The sequence below is a fragment of the Halobacillus sp. Marseille-Q1614 genome (genome assembly GCF_902809865.1).
GTDB lineage: Bacteria > Bacillota > Bacilli > Bacillales > Halobacillaceae > Halobacillus_A.
Genome location: NZ_CADDWH010000001.1, coordinates 966,744 through 986,162, shown reverse-complemented (window position 1 = coordinate 986,162; position 19,419 = coordinate 966,744). Strand labels below are relative to the sequence as shown.

At 40.6% G+C, this 19,419-nt stretch carries 27 protein-coding genes; 9 read left to right on the top strand and 18 right to left on the bottom strand.

Annotation, left to right across the window (positions count from 1 at the left end; translation table 11 throughout):
• The first annotated feature begins 5 nt into the window (after positions 1 to 5).
• Positions 6 to 809, top strand: coding sequence for a late competence protein ComER (comER, locus tag HUS26_RS04845; RefSeq protein ID WP_173916080.1), 804 nt, complete (start codon positions 6 to 8; stop codon positions 807 to 809).
• Positions 810 to 880: 71 nt separating this feature from the next.
• Here comER and HUS26_RS04840 read toward each other — a convergent pair whose 3' ends face one another.
• The 8 genes from HUS26_RS04840 to HUS26_RS04805 are packed head-to-tail and all read right to left on the bottom strand — an operon-like array spanning position 881 to position 5,904.
• A complete protein-coding gene (locus HUS26_RS04840) occupies positions 881 to 1,612 on the bottom strand; it encodes a class I SAM-dependent methyltransferase (protein WP_254434140.1) in 732 nt (243 codons plus the stop codon).
• Positions 1,609 to 1,962: a ribosome silencing factor gene (gene rsfS / locus HUS26_RS04835; protein ID WP_173916079.1), complete on the bottom strand. Its 354-nt coding sequence runs from the start codon at positions 1,960 to 1,962 to the stop codon at positions 1,609 to 1,611. Before rsfS ends, HUS26_RS04840 begins: the two co-directional genes overlap by 4 nt.
• 38 nt (positions 1,963 to 2,000) lie before the next feature.
• The gene (yqeK, locus tag HUS26_RS04830; RefSeq protein WP_173916078.1) at positions 2,001 to 2,567 is read right to left on the bottom strand and encodes a bis(5'-nucleosyl)-tetraphosphatase (symmetrical) YqeK; all 567 of its coding nucleotides are present in this window, start codon (positions 2,565 to 2,567) and stop codon (positions 2,001 to 2,003) included.
• A complete protein-coding gene (locus HUS26_RS04825) occupies positions 2,551 to 3,126 on the bottom strand; it encodes a nicotinate-nucleotide adenylyltransferase (RefSeq protein ID WP_173916077.1) in 576 nt (191 codons plus the stop codon). Before HUS26_RS04825 ends, yqeK begins: the two co-directional genes overlap by 17 nt.
• A gap of 12 nt (positions 3,127 to 3,138) precedes the next feature.
• Positions 3,139 to 3,429: a ribosome assembly RNA-binding protein YhbY gene (gene yhbY / locus HUS26_RS04820; RefSeq protein WP_173916076.1), complete on the bottom strand. Its 291-nt coding sequence runs from the start codon at positions 3,427 to 3,429 to the stop codon at positions 3,139 to 3,141.
• On the bottom strand, positions 3,416 to 4,270 hold the full coding sequence (aroE, locus tag HUS26_RS04815) for a shikimate dehydrogenase (protein WP_371809616.1): 855 nt from the start codon (positions 4,268 to 4,270) through the stop codon (positions 3,416 to 3,418). The genes yhbY and aroE overlap by 14 nt, the downstream gene beginning before the upstream one ends.
• Positions 4,271 to 4,279: 9 nt before the next feature.
• Positions 4,280 to 5,380: a ribosome biogenesis GTPase YqeH gene (gene yqeH, locus HUS26_RS04810; RefSeq protein WP_173916074.1), complete on the bottom strand. Its 1,101-nt coding sequence runs from the start codon at positions 5,378 to 5,380 to the stop codon at positions 4,280 to 4,282.
• Positions 5,368 to 5,904 carry a YqeG family HAD IIIA-type phosphatase gene (locus tag HUS26_RS04805; RefSeq protein WP_173916073.1) on the bottom strand — a complete coding sequence of 179 codons (537 nt, stop codon included), beginning with the start codon at positions 5,902 to 5,904 and terminating at the stop codon, positions 5,368 to 5,370. Before HUS26_RS04805 ends, yqeH begins: the two co-directional genes overlap by 13 nt.
• Positions 5,905 to 6,241: 337 nt before the next feature.
• Between HUS26_RS04805 and HUS26_RS04800 the strand changes: the two genes are divergently transcribed.
• From HUS26_RS04800 to sigK, 8 genes are all read left to right on the top strand, one after another.
• On the top strand, positions 6,242 to 6,403 hold the full coding sequence (locus HUS26_RS04800; protein WP_173916072.1) for a sporulation histidine kinase inhibitor Sda: 162 nt from the start codon (positions 6,242 to 6,244) through the stop codon (positions 6,401 to 6,403).
• A 244-nt stretch (positions 6,404 to 6,647) separates the two neighbouring features.
• Complete coding sequence (locus HUS26_RS04795) at positions 6,648 to 8,978, top strand: Na+/H+ antiporter subunit A (RefSeq protein WP_173916071.1); 2,331 nt, start codon at positions 6,648 to 6,650, stop codon at positions 8,976 to 8,978.
• Positions 8,979 to 8,981: 3 nt separating this feature from the next.
• Positions 8,982 to 9,320, top strand: a complete 339-nt coding sequence (locus HUS26_RS04790) for a Na(+)/H(+) antiporter subunit C (RefSeq protein ID WP_173916070.1) — start codon at positions 8,982 to 8,984, stop codon at positions 9,318 to 9,320.
• A complete protein-coding gene (locus HUS26_RS04785) occupies positions 9,313 to 10,800 on the top strand; it encodes a Na+/H+ antiporter subunit D (protein WP_173916069.1) in 1,488 nt (495 codons plus the stop codon). Before HUS26_RS04790 ends, HUS26_RS04785 begins: the two co-directional genes overlap by 8 nt.
• A 7-nt stretch (positions 10,801 to 10,807) precedes the next feature.
• Positions 10,808 to 11,284: a Na+/H+ antiporter subunit E gene (locus HUS26_RS04780; protein ID WP_173916068.1), complete on the top strand. Its 477-nt coding sequence runs from the start codon at positions 10,808 to 10,810 to the stop codon at positions 11,282 to 11,284.
• On the top strand, positions 11,284 to 11,595 hold the full coding sequence (locus HUS26_RS04775; RefSeq protein ID WP_173916067.1) for a monovalent cation/H+ antiporter complex subunit F: 312 nt from the start codon (positions 11,284 to 11,286) through the stop codon (positions 11,593 to 11,595). Before HUS26_RS04780 ends, HUS26_RS04775 begins: the two co-directional genes overlap by 1 nt.
• Positions 11,576 to 11,956, top strand: a complete 381-nt coding sequence (gene mnhG / locus HUS26_RS04770) for a monovalent cation/H(+) antiporter subunit G (protein WP_173916066.1) — start codon at positions 11,576 to 11,578, stop codon at positions 11,954 to 11,956. Before HUS26_RS04775 ends, mnhG begins: the two co-directional genes overlap by 20 nt.
• 113 nt (positions 11,957 to 12,069) lie before the next feature.
• On the top strand, positions 12,070 to 12,783 hold the full coding sequence (gene sigK, locus HUS26_RS04765; protein WP_173916065.1) for an RNA polymerase sporulation sigma factor SigK: 714 nt from the start codon (positions 12,070 to 12,072) through the stop codon (positions 12,781 to 12,783).
• 101 nt (positions 12,784 to 12,884) lie between these two features.
• On the opposite strand, the gene HUS26_RS04760 is transcribed toward sigK, so the two are convergent.
• The 10 genes from HUS26_RS04760 to HUS26_RS04715 all read right to left on the bottom strand — a co-directional run bounded on the left by HUS26_RS04760 (position 12,885) and on the right by HUS26_RS04715 (position 19,243).
• Positions 12,885 to 13,112 (bottom strand): YrhC family protein, encoded by a 228-nt coding sequence (locus HUS26_RS04760; protein WP_173916064.1) that lies wholly within the window; start codon positions 13,110 to 13,112, stop codon positions 12,885 to 12,887.
• Positions 13,113 to 13,178: 66 nt separating this feature from the next.
• A complete protein-coding gene (gene mtnN, locus HUS26_RS04755; protein ID WP_173916063.1) occupies positions 13,179 to 13,871 on the bottom strand; it encodes a 5'-methylthioadenosine/S-adenosylhomocysteine nucleosidase in 693 nt (230 codons plus the stop codon).
• 20 nt (positions 13,872 to 13,891) lie between these two features.
• Entirely contained in the window at positions 13,892 to 14,644 is a 753-nt protein-coding gene (locus HUS26_RS04750) for a YrrS family protein (protein WP_173916062.1), read from the bottom strand.
• Between the two features lie 112 nt (positions 14,645 to 14,756).
• Positions 14,757 to 15,236, bottom strand: a complete 480-nt coding sequence (greA, locus tag HUS26_RS04745) for a transcription elongation factor GreA (protein ID WP_173916061.1) — start codon at positions 15,234 to 15,236, stop codon at positions 14,757 to 14,759.
• Between the two features lie 133 nt (positions 15,237 to 15,369).
• Entirely contained in the window at positions 15,370 to 16,014 is a 645-nt protein-coding gene (gene udk, locus HUS26_RS04740) for a uridine kinase (protein ID WP_173916060.1), read from the bottom strand.
• 34 nt (positions 16,015 to 16,048) lie between these two features.
• Complete coding sequence (locus tag HUS26_RS04735) at positions 16,049 to 16,681, bottom strand: O-methyltransferase (protein ID WP_173916059.1); 633 nt, start codon at positions 16,679 to 16,681, stop codon at positions 16,049 to 16,051.
• Positions 16,682 to 16,784: 103 nt separating this feature from the next.
• Positions 16,785 to 17,915, bottom strand: coding sequence for an endolytic transglycosylase MltG (gene mltG, locus HUS26_RS04730; protein ID WP_254434139.1), 1,131 nt, complete (start codon positions 17,913 to 17,915; stop codon positions 16,785 to 16,787).
• A 344-nt stretch (positions 17,916 to 18,259) separates the two neighbouring features.
• Positions 18,260 to 18,544 carry a DUF1292 domain-containing protein gene (locus tag HUS26_RS04725; protein WP_173916057.1) on the bottom strand — a complete coding sequence of 95 codons (285 nt, stop codon included), beginning with the start codon at positions 18,542 to 18,544 and terminating at the stop codon, positions 18,260 to 18,262.
• A 13-nt stretch (positions 18,545 to 18,557) separates the two neighbouring features.
• On the bottom strand, positions 18,558 to 18,974 hold the full coding sequence (gene ruvX, locus HUS26_RS04720) for a Holliday junction resolvase RuvX (protein WP_173916056.1): 417 nt from the start codon (positions 18,972 to 18,974) through the stop codon (positions 18,558 to 18,560).
• On the bottom strand, positions 18,974 to 19,243 hold the full coding sequence (locus HUS26_RS04715; RefSeq protein WP_173916055.1) for an IreB family regulatory phosphoprotein: 270 nt from the start codon (positions 19,241 to 19,243) through the stop codon (positions 18,974 to 18,976). The genes ruvX and HUS26_RS04715 overlap by 1 nt, the downstream gene beginning before the upstream one ends.
• Positions 19,244 to 19,419: the final 176 nt, after the last annotated feature.

Below are 19,419 nucleotides of genomic sequence, written 5' to 3'. Positions count from 1 at the left end.
TTCTTATGCGCTATGGAATCATAGGCACAGGAAATATGGGGAGCCTGCTCACTCAGTCGTTAATCTCAAGCGGAGCACTCAACACAGAGCGGGTCACTGTTTATAATCGGACTCTGGAAAAAGCAGAGCGTTTACAATCTTTCATAAATGGTTTGAAAATTTCGCCATCAATTGAAAAATTGCAGGACGAAAGCGATATTATTTTTATTTGTGTAAAGCCCCATGACTATCACCACATTTTAAGCCAGCTGAAACCTTCTGCTTCTCAATGTGTGGTTTCTATCACAAGTCCGGTTTCTGTCACTGATCTTGAAGATCGTCTGCCTTGTCAGGTCGCACGTATCGTTCCGTCCATTACAAATCAGGCCCATGCCGGTGTCAGTTTGTTTACTTTCGGCCAGTCCGTAACCGAAGAATACAAAGAAGAGCTGATAAAAGTATTCTCCTCTATTTCACGGCCTGTAGAAATAGAAGAACCTTATATCCGGGTCGCTTCCGATATCGTATCGTGCGGGCCAGCTTTCGTCGGATTTCTGCTGGAGAACATGATAAAAGCCGCTCATGAAGTAGGAGATATTCCAATGGATAAGGCTACAGAATTAATGCAGGAGATGGTTGTAGGGTTAGGGGGATTGTTAGAGAAAAAAATCTTTACTTTTCCGGAGCTCATCAAAAAGGTTACTGTAAAAGGCGGGGTTACAGGTGAAGGAATTACCGCGCTTGAGGAAAATATCAATGATACCTTTGTGGAGATGTTTAAGGCGACCCATTATAAACACTATTTAGATAAGCAATCCTTACATTTATAAGTTTATTATTCGACAGGTTTTAAGAAAATCCTGCAAAAATAAAAAGGGATGCCTTTTTTGCATCCCTTCCCCTACTGTTTCTGACAGACAAAAAACAGGCGGTCACCTTTTCTTACTGGAGTCTCCGAAAAATCCGCGGTGACTAACTTTATCGAAAATCCTGTCTTTTCAAGTAAATTTAATAAAGTTTCCAACGTATATCCTTTTTGCTCATGTGTTTCGTCAAACCGTTCAAACCCCTGGCCTGTATGAACGAAAAAAGTCAGGTCATGAACCATGGAATATTCCGTATCTCCGGGATCACAAAACCAAATATAAGACATATCATCATACACTTCAGCAAAAGTCTGTCCATATAAATCCTGCAAAATGTGTTCAATCGAGTGCACATCAAATAAAAAGAGCCCATTTTGATTTAAAGCTTTATAGGCATTGGAAAAGACGGACTGAAGTCTGCTCTCATCTGGAATGTAGTTAATAACGTCACAGAAACTCACGGCGCAGTCAAACTGAGTGAGCCCTTCCAATTCAGATATGTCCTGCTGACTCCAATGCACTTTTCTTCCTTTGTCTTTTTGCGAAGCGATCGCCAGCATGTCAGCAGAGAGATCCACTCCTGTTAAATCATATCCTTTTTTTGCAAGGCGGATCGTTATTTCGCCGGTTCCGCAGCCTAAATCGAGTATGCGCTCTGTATGCCCTGAATAGGAGGCGAGCATCTTCCTCGTCCAATCGACCCATTCCTCGTAAGGGGCGTCCTGCATAAGCCGATCGTAAACCTGAGCCATTTGACGATAGCTCAACCGTGAATCTCCTCTAATGAAACAGTGGCAGCGTCTCCCCACAATCTCTCTAAATTATAGTAATGGCGTTCATCTTTGTGGAAGATGTGGCAGACCACTCCATTTAAGTCGACAAGGATCCAGCGCGCTTTGTCAAACCCTTCGATTCTTTTTACTTCAATTCCATTTTCCTCTGCTTTTTCTTTCACTTCACGTGCAATAGCTTGTACTTGACGCTCATTTGACCCTTCACAGATTAAAAAGAAATCTGAAATTAACGAAACCTCTGCCATATCTAAAACAACAATATCGTGTGCTCTTTTCTCGTCACATGCTTTTGCTGCGATAGTTACTAACTCTTTACTTTCCATATAATTCCTCCTGTTTAATAATAGCCTTCCTTAATTATTTACCCGTTTACTAATTGATTATATGCATGAAGCGTGTCCGGATAAACTGTCCGATGATGAGAAATCAAAAATTGTATTGTATTGATAACCGCTTGAAAGCAGGCAGTATCCAGATTCTCTTCCGCCAGTTCCCTTACATACTCTACTCCTTCAAAATTACGTCCCGGCTCAATATAATCGGCTAAAAAGATCACTTTATCCAATAAGGACATATTCTTTTTTCCGCTTGTATGACAGGAAATAGCAGATTGAACAGCCCGATCTGTTAAGCCGATTTCTGATTCGAGCATCAGCGCCCCCACAGGACCATGCCAAAGCTCATGATGATAATGAAGCAGGTCTTTGGATAAGCGGCGATCAGTTTCAATCCACTTTTTCATTAATTCCTTAGGCTTATGTTTAGCAAAATCGTGTAAAATAGCAGCGATTTCTGCTTTTTTCATGTCGGCTCCATACCTCTTTGCTAAAACGACAGCCGTGTCTGTTACTCGAACGGTATGTTCATACCTGGACTGCTTCAAATGGGGTTTCACAAAGTGAAGAAGCTCTTCACGACTGCACTTCATATAAAGCATTCTCCTTTATATATGTGTATACATTTTCGGTCACAGTGTACCGAATCGATTGTCCATTCGCGGCTCTGGATCTGATCATGGAAGAAGAAATATCAATTCTTGGCAATTCTGCCATTTTCACATTGTGCTCAGAATCTCCCGGCTCAAACCCTTCGCGGCTGACACCTATAAACTGGACAAGCTGAGTGAGTTCATCGATCCTGTGCCATTTGTTTAAATACTGAATCATGTCCCCGCCAATGATAAAGGAAAAGGAGTACTCAGGATACAACCTTTTCAGCTCTTTCATCGTATCAAGTGTGTATGACTTACCCGTACGGTCCATTTCGATCGAGTTCACTTTAAAATGAGGATTTCCCTTGATCGCTTCTTTTACCATCTGCAGGCGGTCTTCTGCTGAAACCGCCGCCTCTTGTTTATGCGGAGGAAGGTGAGATGGAATAAACCATATCTCATCGAGCTCCACTTGTTCATAAACATATTCAGCCATAAGTAAATGACCGATATGAGGCGGGTCAAACGTGCCGCCCAATATACCAATCCGTTTCATCCGAGCTCTCCTTTATGGTAAGCGAATCTGTTTATTTTCTTCTGACTCTTTATAGAGAATGATCGTGCTGCCAATAACCTGTACGATATGGGAATTTGTTTCTTCAGCGATTTGATGAGCAACTTCGCGGTTATCTTCAAAATTGTTTTGTAAAATACTTACTTTGATTAGTTCTCTCTTCTCGAGGGCTTCCGAGATTTGAGTCGTCATATTTTCATTAACTCCGGCTTTTCCTACTTGGAAAATCGGCTGAATATCGTGTGACAGTTTACGTAAATGTTTTTTTGCTTTACTTGTTAACATTAGAATCTCCTCTTAGCTTGTTTTCAAACTTTATCATAATTTCCTGCGTATCTGGAACTGCATCCGTCCATATTTCAAAAGCACCTGCTGCTTGATACAGAAGCATCTCATGGCCATAATGCAGATTGGCACCTAGAGCTTCTGCCTGCTTTAAGAAAGTAGTTTTCATCGGTCGATAAACGATATCACTGAATAAGGACCCATTTTTAATATCAGTGATTTTGACTATCGACTGGTCATCATTCGGGGACATCCCAACTGAGGATGTTTGAATTACTGCATCATAATGATGGATCTTTTTTTCAGCATCCGAGATGGAAAGAGCCTTTGAAAAACGAGTCCCGTCTAAATCTTCGATGATTTTTCGGGCCTTTTCTTCTGTCCGATTCGCAATATCAATGGTACTGACGTTTTGCTTAAGAAGGGCGTAATAGATTCCTCTTGCAGCCCCTCCACTCCCTAGAAGCAGGACTTTCTTATTTGAGGAGAGCGCTTCTGGATACCGTTTGGCTACTGAGTTGTAAAACCCAATACCGTCCGTATTGTACCCAATCCATTTACCATTCTCAACTTTTACGGTATTAACAGCCCCAAGGAATCTTGCTGCATCATCTATTTCATCAAGATAAGCGATAATCTTCTCTTTATACGGGACGGTTATATTGAATCCATCCAAGGATGAATGTTTGATTTTCTGGATTTTACTTTCAAATTCCCCAGGAGGAATCTCATAAAGGCTGTACTTTCCTTCTATATTTTGGTCACTCATAAATTGATGGTGAATCCAGGGCGACAGCGAATGTGCGGCTGGATAGCCTATTAAACCAAGTTGAAGCATAATTCTCTCCTCCTAAATCAGCGATTGTCTCAGGGAGACTTTGACTCCTTCGGGCACGTGGGCTGTTACCGTCACACCGCCGTTTGGAATAGTAACCCATCCAAGTCCTGAAAATACAATGTCTGTTTTATCATCTGTAATTTTGAAATGATGAGCTTTAAGCGGCGGCATGTTCTTAAGCGTTTCTGCATCTGGAGGGGAAAGCAGTTCACCTGCGTGATTCTTAAAGAGCTCATCGGCTTTCTCAAGCTTTGTCCGGTGAATCATGAGTTCATTTGCAAAATAGCAGATAAACGAAGACCTCCCGCCACTCACAAAATCCAAGCGGGCCAAGCCTCCAAAATACAAAGTCTGTTCAGCATTCAGCTGATAAACTTTAGGCTTTACTTCTTTTCTCGGTGTAATTAATTTCAAATCTTGATCTGAAACATAATGAGCCATCTGGTGGCGGTGAATGACCCCAGGTGTATCAAACAATGAACTATTATCATCTAAAGGAATATCAATAAAGCCTAATGTCGTACCAGGAAAATATGACGTAGTGATTATATCCTTAACCCCTGAAGTCATATTAATTAAGCGGTTAATAAACGTCGACTTGCCAACATTAGTCGTACCAACTACATAGACGTCTTTGCCTTCTCTATAGCGGTCTATAGAGTGGGACAGTTCTTCAATTCCTTCCCCTGTCTGAGCAGAGATAAGGAATACATCTTCCACTTTCAAACCCTGCTCTTTGGCAGCTGTTCTCAGCCACTGCTTCACTTTATTCGGGTTAACCGAGTTCGGCAGTACATCCATTTTATTGCCGACCAGCACGACTGGATTCTGGCCCGTCAATCTCTTAAGGCCGGGAATAAAAGTTCCATTAAAATCAAAGATATCAACTAGCTGTACGACCAGAGCACTGCTGTCACTGATTTGATGAAGCATTGTAAGAAAGTCATCATCCGTGTACGGTACATCCTGAACTTCATTGTAATGCTTTAACCGAAAACACCGTTTACAGATAACTTCTTCCCTTTCCAACGCTGCTTTTGGCGCGTATCCTGGTTCAGAAGGTTCGGTTGTCTGGATAGGGGCTCCACAGCCTTGACATACTATTTCTTCCATTGCTCATTTTCCCCCTGCCAGGTAATTTTTCCGTTACGTTTCATCCAATTTAATATTCTTCGTTCAATTTTTCGATTGATCTTCGTTAGAAACCCGTCCGTTTCTACAATAGGTACAACGAGTATTGTATGCAGCCCTGCCAAGTTGCCGCCTAATACATCAGTCATCAGCTGGTCGCCTACAACGACGAGCTCGTCTTTATCTACTTTCATCTCTTTTTGGGCTTTTTTAAAAGCCCGCGCCAATGGTTTTCTGGCACTATGGATAAAAGTAGTGTCCAGAGGTTCCGAGAATAGGCTCACTCTATTTTCATTATTATTAGAGGCAATTATTACGCGAATACCCTGATCGTCCATTTTTTGAAACCATTCGATAATTTCTTCGGTAGCATCAGGCCGATCCCAGGCTACCAGCGTATTATCAAGGTCAGTAATAACCCCTTTTATCCCCTTATTCTTCAGCTCCAAAGGGTCTATATCATGAACACTTTCTACGTGTTCGTTCGGTAAAAATAACTTTAGCATGATTTCACTCCATCCCTTAACGACAAAATCTCCCTATTTATCATATACAAAAATAGACGCTGTTTCAAAACAATCCTAATATTTCTTTAACAATGACATAAATCGTTCGACAATTCGCGACATAACCGTCCTGTGGATAAGTTTATACACATATTCCACAATCTTAAATGATGATTAGAACAGGCAGAGAAGAAGTTATGAAATAAAGTTATCTACAATTAACTGTAGATAAGCGGGATATTGTAGGGTTCAGCCTCCCGTGATATGGTGAGATAGTAATAAAACATTATCGTTTTTATTAAACAGGAGGTGGCTGCCGAGAACAGGCAGAATAAAGATGAAACAGTTATCTGATACCCTGTTACTTCAATCTTACCACAAAGCATTGCAGCTCAATCTATCTAGAGAATTCATTAAACAAATAGAAAATGAAATCATCGAAAGGAAGCTTTATCATCTGGTGGATCGAAAAACAAGGTCTACTTATCAAGTAGGATAATTTATTCAAAAAAAGGAAATTATTAGTCCTTCAGGGGAACGCCATTAAGGGGAATGGCGTTTTTTTTATTAAATTTTTTTAACCTATTTTTAACGAGTTTCTTCTTATTTATAAAAAACTGAAAAAACTCTCTGCTCAATACTCCTTAAAAATAGTAGATAGTTGAATAATTTATGTTTTTTTGATTACAATTGAGTGAAACAACAACACTTCTATGAACTTAGGCCGAGGGAGGAACAACCAGATGCTACTGGCTGTATTATTGCCTTTTATTATCGCAATCTTCATTCCATTGTTAAGCAAATGGAAAAACGAGTTTCACACGGGTTTTGTAGCAACGGCTGTACCTGTAGTGATCTTTATTTATTTTGTACAATTTTTAGGAGCAGGTTTTGAACCTGTAACCCAAGAATATTCCTGGGTGCCATCTTTGGACATGAATCTTGTCTTTCATCTGGATGGATTGAGCTTACTATTTGTATTATTGATTAGTGGTATTGGCTCCCTAGTTGCTTTCTACTCGATTTATTATTTACATAAATCAGAGCAGCTGGGTCATTTTTATGTATATTTCCTGCTATTCATGGGATCTATGCTCGGAGTAGTTCTCTCAGATAATGTATTTGTACTTTATACGTTCTGGGAGTTTACATCACTATCTTCATTCTTGCTGATAGGTTTTTGGAACTATAGGGAAGCTTCCCGATACGGAGCTTTAAAATCTATGCTGATTACCGTTTTCGGCGGATTAAGCCTGCTAGGCGGTCTGGTGTTCTTGAGCGTAATTACGAACACTACGAGCATTCAGGAAATGCTCAGCCAGCAGGAGCTGATATTAAACCATGAGTTTTTCCCGCTGATCTTAGGATTTATTCTATTAGGCGCATTTACAAAATCTGCACAGTTTCCTTTCCACATCTGGCTCCCAGATGCGATGGAAGCTCCGACCCCAGTAAGTGCCTACTTACACTCGGCAACTATGGTTAAAGCAGGAATTTTTTTAGTTGCCCGCTTTTCTCCTATGCTTTCTTCTTCCGAGTGGTTTTTCATTATCGTATCAACTGTTGGTATTGCCACATTGTGCTGGGGTTCATATATGGCAGTAAGGCAGACGGATTTAAAAGCGATTTTAGCTTTTTCCACCATCAGTCAGCTAGGTATGATTATGGCTATGCTTGGTTTTGGTACAGAGATTGCAATATTTGCTGCAGTCTTCCACATCCTTAACCACGCCACTTTTAAAGGAAGTTTATTTATGGTTGCCGGAATAGTAGACCATGAAACGGGTACCCGTGACATCCGTAAGCTGGGCGGGTTGATGACATTCCTGCCTATAACCGCAACACTTGCTATTTTTGGGACGTTCTCCATGGCTGGAGTTCCCCTTCCGTTCTTAAATGGATTCTACAGTAAAGAATTCTTCTTTGATGCTTCCTTACACTTGGAATCTGCAACGAGCGGGTTGGCCGGCGTATTGCAGACATTAATTCCGTATTTAGCGGTATTTGGAAGTATCTTCACATTTGTTTACTCTATGTATTTCTTTTTCGGGACTTTCAGGGGACAGGCTGACATCAAAAAGCTGCCTAAAAAGCCTCATGAAGCCCCGGTCGGCATGCTGATTTCACCGATCGTGCTCGTAGCCGGAGTGATCATTATTGGTTTATTCCCAAGCTTAATCAATAAGCCGTTCATCGAACATGCCGCTTCTGCAGTAGGAGGCACAACAATTACAGAAGACATCTATTTCTGGCACGGAATTATTCCTCCTTTCATAATGTCGATCGCAGTACTCGTATTCGGTACTATTCTGTATCTAACAAGAACTAAGTGGCAGGCTGTATATAGAGCTGTTCCCGGCAAGTTAAGCTTAAATAAGTTCTATGACGGTCTTGTCGATCGAACTGAAAATTATTCAGTTATTGTTACAAACGGCTATATGAACGGCTCACTAGGCCGTTACGTCCGTTTAATTCTATCTGCCATACTAATAGTTACATTTAGTGTGATGGCCTTCACAGGCGGTTTCTCGATGGAATTTAACAACTTATCAGAAGTTACCATTCCTGAATCTATTATCGCCGCTCTAATGATAGTTGCAGCTGTAGGGGCAAGTATCGCCAATAAAAGGATTGCTGCAATTCTTATCCTTGGGGTTGTTGGATATGGATTAGCGATGCTGTTTGTGCTCTATCGCGCACCTGACCTGGCACTGACTCAATTTATTATTGAGACGGTAACGGTAGCTCTATTTCTGCTCGTGTTCAGACACTTGCCGGATCTGGAAGTGCGTAAGGATTCAGTATTAACTAATTCATTAAACCTGGTATTATCCATTGGATTTGGTTTGTTACTGACAATGATTGCTATCTCTGCTCACAGCAACAAATTGTTTAATTCCATTTCAAGCTACTTTGTTGATAATTCCTATAAACTCGGAGGCGGTGACAACATCGTTAACGTCATCCTGGTTGATTTCAGGGGCCTTGATACGCTGTTTGAAATTGCAGTGCTCGGTATAGCAGCGATGGCGATCTATAGTTTAATTCGCTTAGGCAGAAAAAAGGAGGAATAACCTATGGAAATAACTATGGCCATTCTAGCCGGCATCCTATTTGCTGCCGGCGTTTATAACCTCCTGCAAAAACAATTGCTTCGTATTATTATTGGGACTGTTTTAATCTCCCATGGAGCCCACCTTTTCATCCTGACAATGGGAGAATTAAAGCGCGGGGCTCCTCCAATTTTAACGGAGGGGATAGAACAGTATACAGATCCTCTGCCCCAAGCGCTAATACTGACGTCCATCGTTATCAGCTTCGGCGTTACCAGTTTATTGCTTGTATTAGCTTATCGGGCTTCTAAATTAAACGGGACAGACAATATGGAACAATTGAGGGGAAACGACTATGAGTAACTTACTAGCATTAACAATAGCCTGGCCGCTCATAGCTGGAGTGCTGGCGGCCTTTTTAAACAAAAATAAACCTGTCGTGCGAAAAGCTTCCCAATTTTTTATGGTGTTCAATTTAATTTTAGTTTCTTTTGTTTTTGTTCACGTACTCAATAACGGAACTATTGTATTAGAAACAGGGGGATGGGAAGCACCCTATGGTATCATAATAGTAGGAGACTTATTAGCTCTTGTCTTAGTGTTAACGACTAATATCATTGCAACGGCCTGCATTTTCTACGCGCCAAAATCATTAACAAAGCAACAGGAGTCTTTCTACTTTTACAGTTTCTTCTTCATGCTGATCAGTGGAGTAAGCGGAGCTTTTCTAACCGGTGATTTATTTAACCTCTTCGTGTTTTTTGAAGTTCTGCTAATGGCGTCATACGGATTGGTCGTTTTAGGCAATGGAAAAGTTCAGCTGCGTGAGTCACTTAAATACGTGCTGATTAACTTATTTTCCTCTATCCTGTTCGTAACAACCATATCATTCCTTTATTCAGTAGTAGGAACAGTAAATATGGCGCAAATTGCACAGCGTGTTCAGGAAGTTGATCAGCCTGGGGTTTTAACGACGATCGGTATTCTTTTCTTCTTCGTTTTTGCAACGAAAGCGGCCGTTTTCCCGCTTTATTACTGGCTGCCAAACCCTTACATCGTACCTAATCCCGTTGTATCTGCCCTATTTGGGGCATTATTGACAAAGGTGGGTATTTATTCGCTCCTGCGTGTATTTACACTCATCTTTGTAGGGGAAACGGGCCTTACCCATAGTATCTTTATTTATCTTGCAGCATTAACTATGATATTTGGGGTTATTGGTGCTTTATCAACAAACAACGTTAAATTAATCGTTGCTTATAACATTATCCCAGCCGTCGGTTTTATGCTGATGGGGATTGGGATTTTCACAGAAACTTCCATCAGTGGAACCATTTATTATTTGATCAATGATATGGTTATAAAAGGTGCCTTGTTTCTGCTCATTGGTACCGTAGTTTATGTAGCCGGAACTTCGGATTTAAGAAAAATGAGCGGTTTAATCCATCACTATCCAGTGCTTGGGTGGTTTATGTTTATAGGGACTCTCGTCTTAGCAGGAATCCCTCCATTTAGCGGATTTATAGGAAAGCTTCTTCTCATCCAGGGAGGGCTGGCAGAAGAAGAAATTATGATTGTCATCGTTTCTCTCGTCTCAAGCCTGCTTATTTTATTTTCAATGATCAGGGTTTTCATCCGCGGCTTCTGGGGAGAGCGTAAGGAATCGCCCCCTCACCCAGAAAGAAGCCGGACAGCCAATCAAATGAGCTGGCCGATAGGAGTATTACTCTCATTTACTATCCTTTTAGGGGTAGGTGCAGAATGGTTTTATCCTTCCATTGAGTGGATGGGAGAATATTTAATGGATCCACAAATCTATATTGATTCTGTACTAAAGGAGTAATTAACTTATGACTTTTCAAATTGTGCTAAACATTATAGTAGCGTTTATGTGGATGTTCCTAAGTGAGACCTATACTTTCACTACTTTCTTAGTAGGTTATATTATAGGGATTGCCCTGCTTTATGTAATGAAACGGTTCATTCCCGGCTCTTTTTACATGAAGAGAGTGATCAGTATTATTAAGCTGCTGCTTCTGTTTATTAGAGAGCTGATATTATCGAACATTGATATTATAAAAATGGTTTACAAGCCAAAAATCGACGTTCAGCCGGGGATATTCCGCCTGCCTATTGAGCTAAACAATAATTGGGAAATTACTCTGCTTGCCAACCTGATTTCTTTGACTCCCGGCACGCTGACTCTTGAAGTCAGCGAAGATTTATCAACTTTGTATATTCACGCCATGGATATACCAGACATAGAGGCTTCTGTTAAAGAAATTAAGGAAACCTTTGAAAAAGCAATTTTGGAGGTGACTCGCTAATGGAACAGACACTTGAAGTTACCCGTGCTTTCGTAAATATAGCAGCAGTTATATCCATCATAGGTGTCTCCATATCCGTTCTTCTCCTGCTGTACCGTGTGCTGTTTGGACCCTCAAATCCTGACCGCATTTTAGCTGTAGACGGTTTAGGGGTAAATGTTATGGGTCTGGCAGGAATTCTTGCGATTTTATTAGTCACTAATCAATTAAATGATGTTATTTTGTTAATCGGGATCCTCTTATTTATTGGAACGATCGCATTAGCTAAATTTATAGAAAAGGGTGTTATAATTGACCGGGACATGGATTGACATCATTTTATATATCTTCATTGGGATCTCCCTGCTGCTCGGTACCTTTATTTTAATCTCTGCGTCCATAGGGGTTATTCGGTTTCCAGATGTATATACTCGTTTACACGCGGCCTCTAAGGCGGCTACTTTAGGGGTATCGGGAATACTAATTGCAGCCTTTATCTTCATGTATGTTGAGCAAGAAGTGGTCAGCGGCAAATTACTGTTAGGGATCGTCTTTATTATGCTGACTGCGCCTGTCGCAGGTCATATGATTGGAAAGGCAGCTTATAAAAGTGGTGTTCCCCTTTCAGAGAAGAGCGGCTACGATGAATGGAAAGAACATATGGAGACAAAGCAGCAGGGAGATAATCGTTAAGCAGTCAGCACACGTTGACTGCTTTTTAATTTCCCGCGTACAGGCACGGGATAACTTATCAGCACATACACTTGTGGTAGGCAGATGCCCAATCTATAAGGAGGTGTATGTGTTTGAGCAGTTTGATCGCTTCCATTCTGTACTTTTTTAAAGAATCACTGTTTTTTCTGTCTTATGTTAAAAACCAAGCGTTTCCTAATCCCCTATCCAAAGAGGAAGAGGCTAAACAGCTTCAGCTGATGAAAGAAGGGAACAAAGAAGCCAGAGATAAGCTGATCGAACATAACCTGCGTCTCGTCGCTCACATTGTAAAAAAGTTTGAAAACACGAAGGAGGATTTTGAAGACCTAATTTCAATCGGGACTATCGGCCTTATTAAAGGGATAGAGAGCTACTCAACAGGCAAAGGAACCAAGTTAGCCACTTATGCCGCCCGTTGTATTGAAAACGAAATCCTGATGCATTTACGTTCGACTAAAAAGATGAGCAAGGACATCTCTTTGCAAGATCCAATCGGTCACGATAAAGAAGGCAATGAACTAAATCTGCTCGATATTTTGCAGGCAGATGTCGTTGATGTGGTTGAAGAAATTCAGCTTCATATGGAGATTGAACAAATAAAACAGTATATAGGTGTTTTAGACGATAGAGAAAAAGAAGTCATCGTCTTTCGCTACGGATTAAATGATGAGGATGAGCGGACCCAAAGAGAGATAGCTAAAGAGCTGGGCATCTCACGGAGCTACGTTTCACGCATTGAAAAAAGAGCTCTAATGAAAATTTTCCATGAGTTTTATAAACAAAGCAAATACGGACAGTCCAATTAGACCGCCTGGACGTACGGGAAGCGAGTCGTTTCTCGATCTTTCGCAAACGGAACTATACAACAATACAAAAAAGAGCCGCTGCTTTAAGCAGCGGCTCCTATTTATGATTCTGATAAATCTTTTTGTATATGCTGAAGTTTTCTTACAAATATAAAAGCTGCTATTAACAAGACGGCTATTAGACCAAATAGATAATAGTATGCGGTAGAATGATACTCAAACATACTAATCAATACACCAATATATAAATATCCACTTAATATCAGCAAGGTCATAGTAAACCTTTTATAATCAGCTGCTTTACCTTCCAAGGCTTTGTCAGAGTCCATTCTTCCCACCTCCTAGGCTTCTATGATTGTAACACAGAATTCCCTCCTAAGAAGTGGTAATTTCTCCTAATCTCTTAACTCTAGCATCGTTATAATGATAGTTGCGGCATTTTCAGCAGCCTTTGGCAAAAATTGTTCAAAGGATATCGACGATTCCTTACCGGCAATGTCGGAAAGGGCACGTATAATGACAAAAGGAGTTTCATATTTGTGGCAGACTTGAGCTATCGCTGCTGCTTCCATTTCTGCCGCAATCATTTCTGGAAATTTCCTCCTTACCTCGTGCACGTGGGCTTCCTGCTGCATGAAAGAATCACCTGTGGCGATGATCCCTTTCATCGCTTTTGCAGTGGTTTTCTCTACCGCTTTTACTGCTTTGGTAATAAGCGCCTCATCAGCCGTAAACATCGCGGGCAGGCCAGGTACCTGTCCATATTCATAGTTAAAGGCGGTAACATCGACATCATGATGGGTAACTGACGATGATATCACGACGTCTCCGACTTCTAAATCTGTTGCAAATCCTCCGGCAGACCCCGTATTGATCACTTCGTCGACATCAAACCTTTCATGAAGAATAGTCGCTGCAATCGCCGCATTGACTTTCCCGATGCCTGATTTCAACAAGACAACTGATTCGCCTTTTAGTTCTCCTTCGATAAAAATGCTTCCAGCCACGTGGTGCACTTCCCGAACTTTCATTTGATCTTTCAGCAGCTGTATTTCTTCATCCATTGCTCCAATAATTCCAGTAGCCATTTTCGTTCATATCCCCCTGTTTATCTGTATTGTGATGGCACTTCATTCAGCTTCTCCACTTGCACTGCACGGTAACCTTCTTTATTATTAGCCCATTCGATAAGGACACGATATACATTCTTCTGAGACTTATCGGAGAGCGTGGCACTTACATTTCCGCCGCCCGCATTCTCTACTCTCCATTGAATCATGTCATTCTGATTAAGGCCGGTCGCTGCACTGGCAGCCTGAATGATTTCGTTCCAGTCCTGTGAGCCCTGCTGGAAGGATGGACGGTGTTTTCCAGAAACATTCTGCTCAGTTCCTACCGGTTCCCAGTCTTGTGTGATTACTTTATCGACATTTTCCTCAGTTCCTTCTTCCACTTTACGGTCCTTATCTTTTTCTTCTTTCTCTTCTTTTTCCTTATCTTTTTCTTCTTTCTCTTCTTTTTCCTTATCTTCTTTTTCCTTATCTTCTTTTTCTTTAGCTTCTTTTCCCTTGTCTTCATCTTCAGAACTGGAGTCCTCTTCACTGTCTTTTGTTTTGACTTTCAGCTCCTGCTCTTCATTTCCGTTATTCTCACCGCTGTCTGACGACTGCTCAGACTCCTGGCTGTTTTCTGTGCTCGTCTTATTGCTAGACTCAGATGAATCCTGGCCGCCTGTAGCAAATTGGAATATGAACACTATAATTAATATAGCAGCGGCTCCTGCCAGCCAAACCATAAGTTTCTTACCTCTTATTTTTTTGTCTTCTAAACGCTCGGCTCTTGAAGTTTTATTTTTAGCCATAGTCGCTTCCTCCTTATGAATCCATTCCACCATAACTCATTCGTAATGAACCGAAAACCTGCGACCGTTTAAAAATGAAAAGGCAGGGAATCCCCCTGCCTCGCTTTCTTTATTAAGCTGTCACCGTTACAATTTTGACAAGGATTTCTCCGCCCGGGGTAGCAACGGAAACTTCATCCCCTACTTCATGTCCAATTAAGCTTTGAGCCATTGGAGAGTCGTTAGAAATTTTTCCTTCAAAAGGATCCGCTTCCGCACTTCCCACGATCGTATACGTTTCTTCCTCGCCATCCGGAAGTTCCTGAAAAGTGACTGATTTACCCATGGACACACGGTCCGGATTATCCTGATCACTTTCAATAATAACCGCGTTGCGAATCATATTTTCTACGGTTTGAATTCTTGATTCAACAAAAGCCTGTTCATCTTTTGCTGCATCATATTCAGAGTTCTCGGAGAGATCTCCAAAGCCGCGCGCGATTTTTATTCTTTCAACAACTTCTTTACGGCGTTCATTTTTTAAATAATCCAGTTCTTCTTCTAATTTTCTTTTACCTTCTTCTGTCATATAAAAGCTTTTTTCTTGCGCCATTTTCCATTACACTCCTTCTATCCGACAATATAGACAACCTGTCCCCTATATAGTTATAAGAGTATACAGGAGTAAGGTTATCTAGAACTTCTATCCCAAACTATGCCAGATTTTTTTAAAGTTTTCAACTATTTTATTTATTCATGATCTGACCTTTTTCACGCAGCACAGTTTGGATTTTTGTAGCCATTAAATCAATTGCTACATGGTTCTGCCCGCCTTCTGGAATAATGATGTCTGCGTAACGCTTAGTAGGTTCTACAAACTGAAGATGCATCGGGCGTACTACGTTAATATACTGATCGATAACGGAATCCAGTGTTCGGCCGCGTTCGTTGATATCCCTCATCATTCTGCGAATAATTCTTACGTCTGCATCAGTATCCACAAAAACTTTAATATCCATAAGATCACGCAGACGTTCATCCTCAAGAACGAGGATCCCTTCTAAGATAATTACTTCTTTAGGCTCTACATGAATCGTTTCATCAGAGCGTGTATGAACCTTATAATCATAGACCGGCTTTTCTATCGGCTTCTGGTCAATTAATTGATTGATGTGTTCAATTAGTAAATCATTATCAAAAGCAAGCGGGTGGTCATAATTTGTTTTAAGTCTCTCTTCCATCGGAAGGTGGCTCTGGTCCTTATAATAATAATCCTGCTCAATCATTAATAAGGTTTTATCGGTAAATCTTTGAATAATAGAGCGGGTTACGCTTGTTTTTCCAGAGCCTGTTCCTCCAGCAACTCCAATAACAACAGGTTTATCACTCATCTTCCGGGTTCTCCTTTCCTGTAAATTACAGTTCTTAATGATTTTTCACTGTAATTGCTACACCATCACCAATCGGTACAATGGTCGTATGGTAATCGTTACGGGAATTTAAAGTTTCATTAAAGTTCCTTATCTTCTTCGCCATTTGACTCAGCCGGCTGTTCGTCTGTGATGGGTCAGCTACATAACCTTTAAATAAAACATTGTCAGAAACGATGATCCCTTTATCCGCAATGAGCGGGGCATATAAATTAAAAAACTCCTCATATTTGCCCTTAGCAGCATCGATAAATAACAAGTCATAAGGGGTAAACCGGGCCGCTTCTTCTTTTAAATTAAGGGCGTCGCCGCTTAAAATAATCACACGGTCTTCCGCATTAAATGCGCGGATATTCTTTCTCGCCTCAGTAATTCTCTGTTCATCTCTTTCCATTGTTATAATTTGACTCTTTGGAGAAGCTTCAAGCATTCTTAAGGCGGAATAACCGATCGCTGTTCCAATTTCCAGAATGCGTTTAGGCTGATGAATGCGGATCAACTGCATTAAAAAATCTATACCTAACGGCTCCATAATCGGAACGTTATGTTCTTTTGCATAGCTCTCTAAATTCTTCACTTTTTCTGAAGGCTCGGGCAGCAATGATTGCAAATACTCGATTGTATGCATGGGAAAGATACCCCTTCCTAAAATAAAACTCCGTTTTACAACCCTATTATTTTAACATATAAAAAAGAAGGAATGCGAGTATTAATCGCATTCCTTCACTTTTTTATTCATCGTCCTTGTTTATGTGTTCTTTTTTAAGCTTATTATGCTCTTTAAGCGTTTCGGAATAATATATTTCCCCTTCCTGATCCGCTAAGAAATAAAGATACTCGGATTCAACCGGATTTAAGGCGGCTTCTAATGAATTACGGTTAAAGCTCGATATTGGCCCAACTGGAAGCCCTTTGTTTTGATAAGTGTTATAGGGTGAATCTACCTCAAGATCTTCATAAAGCACACGATCTTTATGTTCTCCGAGTGCATATAGAACGGTAGGGTCCGTCTGCAGCATCATATCTTCTTCAATCCTGTTGTAAAATACTCCTGCAATTCTTTTTCTGCTCTCGGCTGTTCTCGCTTCATTTTCCAGAAGAGATGCCATCGTCAGAGCTTCATGTACGGTAAGGTCCCTTTCCTCTATTTGTTCTTTATGCTGTACGATAACCTCCTGAGTCGCCTGAAGCATATCTTCAATCACCTCTTCCAGCTCAGGGTTCTCCACCTCATACTGGTAAGTGGTCGAGAAGAGGTACCCTTCCAGTGCATATCTCAGGTCTTCATTTAAAATATCCTCACTCAGCAGTTCTGGATATTTTTCAATCAGTTCGTTTAAGTAATCTTCGTTATTTACTTTTTCTAAAAATTCTTCTTTTGTAAAGTCAAATTCCTTCGCATAGAGTTCAGCAATCTGCTCCATATTTCTGCCTTCCGGAATCGTTATAGTGACAGCCGGTTCTTTAATGAGTTTTCCTTCTTTTAAGGAATCGATAATTTCATCATGGGTCATCGATGCTGTAAATTGATAGTTACCTGCCTGAAAACCCGTCTCATTATTAAACTTTGTATATAACCTGAAAATGAGCTCGTTTTTAATAACACCATTATCTTCCAGGATTGTCGCAATTTGCGATGTTGATGACCCTATAGGGATTTCAACTTTTATTTGACTGTTATCTTGCGGGTCAACCGGCTGTAAAGAAGATCTAATATATAGAAAACCCACGATCACACTGATAATTAGTAGTGCGGCCAGAGAGATTAATACAATGGCAACAATCTTGCGTACTGTGCTTCTTTCTTCATTTCTTTCCTTCATTCGGTCCATGTACTTCTGTTTATCTTTCGAATCAGACACCAAAGCTCCTCCTTCCATCCGCTACATTATACTACAAATTACGAGCTTTTTTCTAACCTTATTCGATTAAGAAATAGTGAACAATATTTTATGTTTGCCCAAAATCCCCTTATTCTTTGATGTTGATTTTTTTTAAAAGGGGCCTGCTCGTTTATTAAAAGGTTCCACTTAACGTGGGGTCGTTCAATGTTGGCACACACACGTGCTAAACTTCTTTTTTAAACCCTCCAAGCAAGAACCCCTTGCTTTTCTCAATAATATCAAATATCGTCTAATGCAAATAAAAAAGGCTGCCGATAAAGTCGACAGCCTTAGCTTTAGGCTTAGTGCCTTAAGCTATTATCTTATGTTAAATCTTCTTCCGTGAGGGTCGTTAACATTTCTTCGACCATTTCCCACTCTTCGTCCGATTCAATTTGATAAAGAGCCAGATCGTCTTCCTCGTTGCCTTTCTCTTCATATCTGAACGCGTAAACCTCTACTTCGTCGCCTTCTTTCTGTTCAGCAGGTACAACGGCGATGTAGGATTGTTCCGTCTGATCAACATCAAATGTGAACAGTACTTCAAATAAATGTTCTTCTCCGTTCTCATCAGGAATAATAATTCTTTCTTCTTTTTCTAAAGCCATGGAAAGGCCTCCTTTATTGATTAGAATCTAAATAACTTTGTAAAATGATGACAGCTGCCATTTTATCAATTACTTTTTTACGCTTTTTACGACTTACATCCGCATCGATCAACACCCGTTCAGCAGCCATCGTTGTCAATCGTTCATCCCAGAGATGAACCTTAATCTCGAATTCCCTCTCGAGCCATCTTCCAAACCTTTGGCTCTCTTGCCCCCTTGGGCCGATAGATCCATTCATATTTTTAGGAAGACCTACTACAGCTTCAGTAACTTCGTTTTCTTCGATAACTTTTCTCAGCGGTTCTTTCACTGTTGAATAGTTATTTTCATCCCATTGGAGAGTCGTAATCCCTTGAGCTGTCCAGCCCATGGCATCGGACAGGGCAACTCCTATCGTCTTCTCTCCAACATCTAACCCTATTTTTTTCATTAAGCTTCCTCTTTATTCTTTTCTAGATAAAATTTCACTAACTCTTCGATCAATTCATCCCGTTCCATTTTTCGGATGAGATTTCTCGCATCCTGGTGGCGAGGAATATAAGCTGGGTCTCCAGATAACAGGTAGCCAACGATTTGATTGATGGGGTTATAGCCTTTTTCCTCTAAAGAATTATGAACGGAAAGCAGCAGGGCTCGTACATCTTTATCAAACGGCTCTTCTGAAAAATTAAATCGCATTGTTTTATCCATCGAACTCATTAAAGATCACCTCGCACATATTAGTGTTTCTTCCATTATATACTTATTTCCTTTATTTTAAAAATTAGCTCTGTTAAATGAGGGTGTTTCTTTAATTTACGAAATGTGCTTCTATAAGCGGACGAACCGTCAAGCCTTCTCGCTGCGTGATCTTGACGGCCCATTTTTTTCCGCTT

What these genes read in the sequence shown, in the direction of transcription:
- HUS26_RS04775 (WP_173916067.1), top strand. Translation starts at nt 11,284, where the DNA reads ATGGAACAGACACTTGAAGTTACCCGTGCTTTCGTAAATATAGCAGCA.
- mtnN (WP_173916063.1), bottom strand. Translation starts at nt 13,871, where the DNA reads ATGGCTACTGGAATTATTGGAGCAATGGATGAAGAAATACAGCTGCTG.
- HUS26_RS04825 (WP_173916077.1), bottom strand. Translation starts at nt 3,126, where the DNA reads ATGAAACGGATTGGTATATTGGGCGGCACGTTTGACCCGCCTCATATC.
- HUS26_RS04750 (WP_173916062.1), bottom strand. Translation starts at nt 14,644, where the DNA reads ATGGCTAAAAATAAAACTTCAAGAGCCGAGCGTTTAGAAGACAAAAAA.
- HUS26_RS04795 (WP_173916071.1), top strand. Translation starts at nt 6,648, where the DNA reads ATGCTACTGGCTGTATTATTGCCTTTTATTATCGCAATCTTCATTCCA.
- HUS26_RS04780 (WP_173916068.1), top strand. Translation starts at nt 10,808, where the DNA reads ATGACTTTTCAAATTGTGCTAAACATTATAGTAGCGTTTATGTGGATG.
- HUS26_RS04725 (WP_173916057.1), bottom strand. Translation starts at nt 18,544, where the DNA reads ATGGCTTTAGAAAAAGAAGAAAGAATTATTATTCCTGATGAGAACGGA.
- HUS26_RS04805 (WP_173916073.1), bottom strand. Translation starts at nt 5,904, where the DNA reads ATGCTAAAGTTATTTTTACCGAACGAACACGTAGAAAGTGTTCATGAT.
- ruvX (WP_173916056.1), bottom strand. Translation starts at nt 18,974, where the DNA reads ATGAAAAAAATAGGGTTAGATGTTGGAGAGAAGACGATAGGAGTTGCC.
- HUS26_RS04735 (WP_173916059.1), bottom strand. Translation starts at nt 16,681, where the DNA reads ATGCATACAATCGAGTATTTGCAATCATTGCTGCCCGAGCCTTCAGAA.
- HUS26_RS04760 (WP_173916064.1), bottom strand. Translation starts at nt 13,112, where the DNA reads ATGGACTCTGACAAAGCCTTGGAAGGTAAAGCAGCTGATTATAAAAGG.
- HUS26_RS04785 (WP_173916069.1), top strand. Translation starts at nt 9,313, where the DNA reads ATGAGTAACTTACTAGCATTAACAATAGCCTGGCCGCTCATAGCTGGA.
- comER (WP_173916080.1), top strand. Translation starts at nt 6, where the DNA reads ATGCGCTATGGAATCATAGGCACAGGAAATATGGGGAGCCTGCTCACT.
- yhbY (WP_173916076.1), bottom strand. Translation starts at nt 3,429, where the DNA reads ATGTTAACAAGTAAAGCAAAAAAACATTTACGTAAACTGTCACACGAT.
- HUS26_RS04790 (WP_173916070.1), top strand. Translation starts at nt 8,982, where the DNA reads ATGGAAATAACTATGGCCATTCTAGCCGGCATCCTATTTGCTGCCGGC.
- HUS26_RS04715 (WP_173916055.1), bottom strand. Translation starts at nt 19,243, where the DNA reads ATGAGTTCGATGGATAAAACAATGCGATTTAATTTTTCAGAAGAGCCG.
- yqeH (WP_173916074.1), bottom strand. Translation starts at nt 5,380, where the DNA reads ATGGAAGAAATAGTATGTCAAGGCTGTGGAGCCCCTATCCAGACAACC.
- greA (WP_173916061.1), bottom strand. Translation starts at nt 15,236, where the DNA reads ATGGCGCAAGAAAAAAGCTTTTATATGACAGAAGAAGGTAAAAGAAAA.
- udk (WP_173916060.1), bottom strand. Translation starts at nt 16,014, where the DNA reads ATGAGTGATAAACCTGTTGTTATTGGAGTTGCTGGAGGAACAGGCTCT.
- yqeK (WP_173916078.1), bottom strand. Translation starts at nt 2,567, where the DNA reads ATGAAGTGCAGTCGTGAAGAGCTTCTTCACTTTGTGAAACCCCATTTG.
- HUS26_RS04800 (WP_173916072.1), top strand. Translation starts at nt 6,242, where the DNA reads ATGAAACAGTTATCTGATACCCTGTTACTTCAATCTTACCACAAAGCA.
- rsfS (WP_173916079.1), bottom strand. Translation starts at nt 1,962, where the DNA reads ATGGAAAGTAAAGAGTTAGTAACTATCGCAGCAAAAGCATGTGACGAG.